The 5,826-nt window shown below is 57.1% G+C and carries 2 protein-coding genes and 3 pseudogenes; 1 reads left to right on the forward strand and 4 read right to left on the reverse strand.

The window, feature by feature from the left end:
- Nucleotides 1-223 precede the first annotated feature (223 nt).
- Together ACRXB1_RS28540 and ACRXB1_RS28545 are read right to left on the reverse strand one after the other, a co-directional pair.
- Entirely contained in the window at nucleotides 224-1,714 is a 1,491-nt protein-coding gene (locus ACRXB1_RS28540; protein ID WP_449493940.1) for an amino acid permease, read from the reverse strand.
- A 30-nt stretch (nucleotides 1,715-1,744) separates the two neighbouring features.
- On the reverse strand, nucleotides 1,745-3,130 hold the full coding sequence (locus tag ACRXB1_RS28545) for a glutamate decarboxylase (protein WP_449493941.1): 1,386 nt from the start codon (nucleotides 3,128-3,130) through the stop codon (nucleotides 1,745-1,747).
- Nucleotides 3,131-3,700: 570 nt separating this feature from the next.
- Between ACRXB1_RS28545 and ACRXB1_RS28550 the strand changes: the two are divergent.
- Nucleotides 3,701-3,967: pseudogene (locus ACRXB1_RS28550) on the forward strand (IS630 family transposase); the annotation flags it as partial.
- 42 nt (nucleotides 3,968-4,009) lie between these two features.
- On the opposite strand, the pseudogene ACRXB1_RS28555 reads toward ACRXB1_RS28550, so the two are convergent.
- Both ACRXB1_RS28555 and ACRXB1_RS28560 read right to left on the reverse strand, forming a co-directional pair.
- A pseudogene (locus ACRXB1_RS28555) lies at nucleotides 4,010-4,442 on the reverse strand (IS3 family transposase); the annotation flags it as partial.
- Nucleotides 4,443-4,802: 360 nt separating this feature from the next.
- Nucleotides 4,803-5,690, reverse strand: a pseudogene (locus ACRXB1_RS28560) (IS3 family transposase); the annotation flags it as partial.
- Nucleotides 5,691-5,826 lie beyond the last annotated feature (136 nt).

The raw sequence follows: 5,826 nt of genomic DNA on the forward strand, positions 1-5,826 counted from the left end.
TTTTAAACGCAGCAGCACCGGGCGGTTTGAAGCCTGCTCCTGCAAGCCGACTTCGAGAGGCCTTCTCCCATCTTCGATACAGCATCACAAGCTCTCGCTCATGTTCGTGACACACCGCAGAAATAGACCGCCATTCCAGTATCGATTCGAAGCGGCACGTGCTGGGGCCATCTCTGCGCCTTTATGTTCACCAAGCTCGACCTGTTGGATTGCGGAGTTGCGATCACAGTGGGGCCTCGGCCGCCGGGGCCAGCGGGACCGGCTTGGCGTCCGGCGATGAGGCCCAGTCGCTGCGGCGTACATGATGGATGATCAACGGAATGCCCGTAAATACCACGATCCCCAAAACAACCAGTCCGACATACATGGCGGGCGAGCCTACCGGCAACTGGTCTGGCGGAAAAAAGGACACGACGAAGCTGAAGATCACGCCGACGAATCCTATGCCAGCAATGATCCACATGCCGGCAAGGCCTCCGGGAACCTTAAACGGCCGCGCAAGTTTCGGCGCGGAATAGCGCAGCTTGATCGCAGCCGCATACATCAACATGTACGCAATCAGGTAAAGGGCGACGGTCATTGCGGAGATCAGGAAGAACACGACTGAGACATCGTGGATCACGAAGTAAAAGCACGAGATGAGTGTGACAATCACGCCCTGGATCAGGAGGATATGGGTGGGCATGCCCTTGCTGTTCTTTGCCTGCAGGATCGGCGGCAACTCGCCTTCATGGGCTGTTTCTAGCAATCCACGCGACGGACTACCGAGCCACGCCAGAACACCGCTGATCGCACCAATGCCGACGAGCAGCGACAGCAGCGAAACGACCCATCCCATGTGCCAGATATCCGTGATCACCGCGCTGAACGCATCGAACACACCCGACTGTAGCGATATCTTGTCGTAAGCAAGGATACCCGCGACTGGTAGCGCGCCGAGCGCGAAAATGAGGACCGAGATAATAGCGCCCAGAGCAATCGCGGCAGGGAAACCCCGACTCGGGCTGCGCATGTCAATAACATGGACTGCCTGTACTTCGACGCCGGCGAACAACAGCACGATTCCCGCCAAGAACGCGATCGTACCGAAGCCATGAATAGCTGGCCAATAACGGGCGTGGCCATTTGCCGATAACGCCGGGTTCGTCAAGTGCTGCCAACCTAGCGGGTGTCCGGTATGGATCCAATAGCCGAGCAATATCAGAAGCACGATCCCAGGAACGATCGTCCCAACGATGAAGGTCAAGTTGGCGATCCTTGCGAAAACCTCGACGCCTTGCAATACGACCCATGTCGAGAGCCAATAGGAAACGATGCAGAAGATGCCGACGTAGACACCGTTGACCGCCAAAGTTGGCCGGCCCACGGTGTAGGCGATCGCGGCCGCCCCGAAGGTCAGCGCGACCGGATACCACACGACGTTCTGAATCCATTGCAACCAGATCGCAAGAAATCCCCAACGGGTACCGAATGCTGCACCGACCCAGGAGTAGATGCCTCCACGTTTATCGGCAAAGGCACCGCCGAGTTCAGCGGAAATTAGCGAAGCGGGAATCAGATAGAAAATTACGGTAAAGGCAAGATAGACGAACATCGTCATTTCTTCCTTCGCCAACAATGGCAGACCGCGGAGGCTCGTAACCACCGCGGCGGCCGTCATCAGCCCGATCGACGTGACACTCAGATACGTACCTTTTTTTGCCGTCGCAGTCATCTCATGCTCCGCGTGTTTGGGCTTTTAGATTCAATCATGGTGGAAGCTCGGACCCGCCTTCGAGTGCGGCACTGGGTTTTCCGACAGATGCGCAATGGCGCGCTTGATATCGTCGAGCAGCAATGCGGCCATGTCGTGCGTAATACCTCGCCGAATCAGGATCCGCTGCACGATGGTGTCCTCGCGATCGGACGGCAGCTTGTAGGATGCAATCTGCCAACCCCGCATGCGGACCCGGTCGGATAGATCGAATAGCGTAAAGCCTGCGGTCCCAGGGTTGCGCAACTTGTAGCAGACAGCAGGAAGTGCTCCACGTCCGTCGTACACCATCTCGAGCGCGCTAAGTTTGGCCAAGCCGTCGGCAAGAAACTGCGCCGTTTCGGCGCATTCCTTTTGAATGTGCGTATAGCCTTCATGCCCAAGGCGAAGCAACATGTAGTACTGCGCGATGATTTGCCCAGCTGGTCGCGAAAAATTGAGCGCAAACGTGGGCATGTTACCGCCCAGATAATCGACCATAAAGATTAGGTCGTCAGGAAGGTCCTTGACGCTGCGCCACACGACCCAGCCCACCCCGAGCGGCGCCAATCCGTATTTGTGTCCGGACGCATTGATTGACTTCACGCGCTCGATGGTAAAGTCCCATTCCAATTCTGGCTGGAGGAACGGGGCGACGAATCCGCCGCTTGCGGCGTCCACATGAATTGGAATATCGAGTCCGACATCGCGTTGCAGTGCGTCCAGCGCCCCAGCAAGGGCCTTGACTGGTTCGTATACGCACGTGAAGGTAATGCCTAGCGTCGCGACTACGCCAATCGTGTTTTCATCGCAATATGCAGACAGTTGCTCCGGCTGCAGGCCGAGGGAATCACCGCTTAGCGGGACCTGACGAAGCTCAACATCAAAGTAGCGGGCAAACTTATCCCAGCACACCTGTACCGGGCCGCACACAATATTTGGTTTGTCTGTTGACTTTCCCGCGGCTTCACGACGCTTTTTCCATTGCCATTTGAGTGCCAGTCCACCGAGCATGCAGGCCTCGCTCGATCCGGTAGTGGAACATCCCGTGGTTTCCCAAGACCGGGGAGCGTGCCACAAGTCGGCAAGCATGTGAACACAACGCTTCTCGATCTCGGCGGTCTGCGGATACTCGTCCTTGTCGATCATGTTTTTATCGATCGAAAGGTCCATCAGACGACGGACTTCATCGTCCGCATAGGTGGTGCAAAACGTCGCGACGTTTTGCCGGGAGTTCCCGTCCATGAATAGCTCATCACGCACCAGATCGAAAACCGCCCGCGGCTCTGACGAACCCTGCGGAATGCGATACTTTGGCAGCGATGAACGGGATATCGTCGCGGCATATTCGTCGGCAACAGCATCGGCGTTCGCGGATGCGGGTTTGAGGAATGTCATTGCTTATTTACTCCGTGGCTGAAAATGGGGCTGATCCAGCGTCGATTCTATGATGGGCGACGCAAGGTTACGGCGCCTGTCCTTGAGGGAATCCCGAAACCCGGTCTCCGAAATCTCTTGCGTTGCGTATCCAACGCAATGTGGTGGGTCAATCTCCCAGACAATCAAGGCTGAAGTGTATTTTTTAGCGGCTACGGGAAAGCCAAGGCAACTCGCGAACGGGCGCGCGCGGTGCGCTTCGAGCGCAGGCGCCGTTCCAAAGCGGTCAAATGCTTTGCTCGATACAGAGTAGTTGGTTGGCTTGGCGTGCGAAAGGATCGGAAACTACTCACTCCCTGTTTCTCGTACGAGGCGTGCGCTTATTCCACCGCACGACGCGTTCCCTATCGCTGACGCCGGAGGGAGAGGCCTTTCTGCCTCACGCAGCCACCCTCGTAGAAGCGTAGAAGCTCGCGATTCGGCGATTGACTCGGCCTCGTCCGGTCGCTCCGGCCTCTCAGGCGTGTTGAAGATTACTGTTGTTGTCCGTTAATTTTGCTAGCGGCGTCCACAGAAGCGCTAATGGTGTCCATTGCACGTTGGTCGGGGCATTTCCTCAACGAGCGACTGTCCGGCATGTACGCTCGCCACGCCGGGCGTGCTCCTGTGCAGCCGCCTGCCAAGTTGGAAGCGCGTGTACTTAACCGCACCCTCAAGCACGAACCAGCCGACGGTTCGACACACCGGAGTAGCTACAAGCTCGCGGCAGAGCTGGGCGATGTGTCGGTCTTGGCCGTGCAGCGCATCTGGCGCAAGCACGGTATCAAGCCGCAGCGCCTGGAGCGGCACATGGTCTCTATGACGTTGCCCGCGAATTTCGGATCCCTTAACTGAGTGAGATTATGCCACCCGTTGGTTCTGGGCAGCGTACCAGTCCCGCTCGAACTGCATCGGACTGACGTAGCCCAACGTCGAGTGCAAGCGCGAATGATTGTAGAAGCTCAACCAGTCGATTACCTCGTCCATCGCTTCGCGACGCGTTGCAAAGCGATGGCCGAGGATGCGTGCACGCTTGAGCGATCCCCACAGGCTTTCGGTCGGCGAATTGTCCCAGCAATTTCCCTTGCGGCTCATCGAACTGCGCATGCCGTAGCCTTTGAGCAGGTCCTGGAAGTCACGACTGCAATACTGGGCTGCCACGGTCACTGTGGAGGATCAGGCCCGCTTGCGGACGGCGGCGAAACCACGCCATACGCAGCGCATCAGACACCAGCTCCGTGCGCATGTGCGGCTGCATCGACCAGCCCACCACCTGACGGCTGATATGACTGATATGACTTCCCGTGTCAAGAGAGATCGGTTTTCGGTTTTTCAGGGCGCTAAATTTCCTGAGGGCGACGTAGCAGTAAGTCTCGACGGTGGATCACCCTGATATCCGCGGGTTGGTTACCGCATTACAGTGTTCCGCCCAATGAGCCTGCCGCTATCTGAAGCCGCAAATCGGATGACAACCGCTGCATAGCCGGAGCGCGGGTTACTCGTGTGCCGGGCTACGCCGCCTTCAGGAAACTTCTTCAGATTGCTGCTTTTCAGTGGCCGGCAGGATGAAGCTGGTGTGTGGGCTGGGCACCGTCCGGTACAGCCTGGGACATTGACAGTCTGAGGTCGGTCGTCAATAGTGGAGAGCAATGGGTTAAGCCGCGAGTCGCGTTTTATAAAATCGCTGCACGAAAGCAGCAGGCGACAGATAGTCAAGACGGGCTTGCTTGCGTTGCCGGTTGTAGAAGATCTCGATGTATTCGGTGATGGCCTCGGCGCGCGTCGTGAACCGGCGGTGATGCACGAGTTCGTTTTTGAGCGACCCCCAGAAGCTTTCCATCGGCGCATTATCGTAGCAATCGCCTTTGCGACTCATGGACATCGTCATGCCGAACTGCTTTGCTAGATCCCGATAGTCATGCGAACAATATTGACTGCCACGATCCGAATGTAGGATCAAACCGGCTGAGGGCCGTTTAAGTGCGACCGCGGCAAATAGCGCCTGCATTACCAAGGTGCGGGTCATACGTTCGCTCATGGCGTAGCCGACCAGCTCGCCGTTGAACAGATCCTTGATGCCGGCTAGATACAACCAGCCCTCATCTGTCCACACGTACGTGATATCACTCACCCAGGCCTGGTTCGGCATGCTCATGTCGAAGTTGCGTTCCAGCAAATTCGGTGCGACTGGCAAATCGTGCTTCGAATCCGTCGTGTTTCTGAATTTGCGCTTCTGCTTGCAACGCAGTCCCAGCTTGGTGCGAATGCGCCTAATGCGGTGAAGGCCAACGCACACGCCATGATCAAGCAGATCCGCCTGCAATCGCTCGCGCCCATACGTTTGCCGAGTTCGTTCGTGCGCCGCTACAATCTCGATTTCAAGGCGCGCGTTCTCTTGTGCACGTGGCGAGTCGAGCCGTCGGCGCCAAGCGTAGAAACTGCTGGCCCCTAGCTCAAACACACGGCACAGCACGGAAATCGGGTAGTCCTGTCGCATCGTTTCGATCCGGTCACATCTCACCGCGACTCCTTCGCGAAATAGACCGTCGCTTTCCTAAGAAACTCACCTTCACGCTGGCGAGTCCTGAGGCTGTAGTGAATATCCAAATTGCGCCGCGCGGCGATGAAGCTGTTTGATGACACGGTCCCTGTACTGCTGTTCGTAATGATGCGCACCC

The sequence above is a fragment of the Caballeronia sp. M23-90 genome (assembly GCF_053574605.1).